1 protein-coding gene and 1 pseudogene are annotated in these 800 nt (G+C 49.6%); both read right to left on the reverse strand.

Annotated elements, in window-relative coordinates; genetic code table 11:
- Positions 1 to 175 precede the first annotated feature (175 nt).
- Positions 176 to 694, reverse strand: a complete 519-nt coding sequence (locus tag CWM53_RS20185) for a GNAT family N-acetyltransferase (protein ID WP_100750842.1) — start codon at positions 692 to 694, stop codon at positions 176 to 178.
- A gap of 25 nt (positions 695 to 719) precedes the next feature.
- Positions 720 to 800, reverse strand: a pseudogene (locus CWM53_RS32235) (N-acetyltransferase); the annotation flags it as partial.

Below are 800 nucleotides of genomic sequence, written 5' to 3' on the forward strand. Positions count from 1 at the left end.
CCGCCACCCGGCAAAATAACGGCACAAGAGTGGCTCAACCGCGTAGCCCGGATAAGGCGCCACGCGCCGCCATCCGGGATTTTCCGAGCCGGCGCTACGCTTAGCCGCTAGCGCGTGACGTCTCCTGGTGTCGATCACGCCTGCTGTGTGCCAGAGCGGACGTCGTCATGTTTGTTCAGCTAACACCCGTTGAGCGCTTCATAATGATATCTCTCTGGGGATCTGTCCCAACCTGGAAGATATGTTCACCCACCTCGGTAAACCCAAGCTTACGGTAAAAAGAGATTGCCCTTGGGTTCTGTTCCCAGACACCTAACCAGACAATATCCGATCCCTGTGCCGCAAATTCAGCAAAGCACTTGTGTATCAGCGCTTGCGCAAAACCTTTGCCATGATAAGGTTCATCGATATACAGACACAGGATTTCCCCGGCGTGAATGCTATTTACACAGGGAGGAAATGCTTCCCACCTCAGTTGGGCATACCCTATCAGTTTGCTTTCGTATTCGCAGACTAATGTAATCCAGTCTTCTCTGAGGATTTCTTGCAACTGAATATCTGTTGAATAACCTGCCTGGCAGTGAAGCTCCATATCCTTCTGGGTATTACCCGCTTCAAACGTTTTTCTAAAGGTGCGTTCGGCTAAAATGGCAAGCTCTTCTGCATCAGAGGGACGGGCCCTACGGATTAACATTTATCATTACTCTCAAAAAATAGTCTTACTTTTGCCCGGGTTGACGATAAATATCGGGTCGATTGATTTGCCAGACAAAATCTGGTTGGTTCAATGGGTTATACCC

It is taken from the genome of Klebsiella sp. A-Nf5, assembly GCF_002810545.1.
Taxonomy (GTDB): domain Bacteria; phylum Pseudomonadota; class Gammaproteobacteria; order Enterobacterales; family Enterobacteriaceae; genus Klebsiella; species Klebsiella variicola.

Bases quoted from the DNA above. Each gene is read 5' to 3' on its own strand.
- CWM53_RS20185 (WP_100750842.1), bottom strand. From the start codon at position 694: ATGTTAATCCGTAGGGCCCGTCCCTCTGATGCAGAAGAGCTTGCCATT.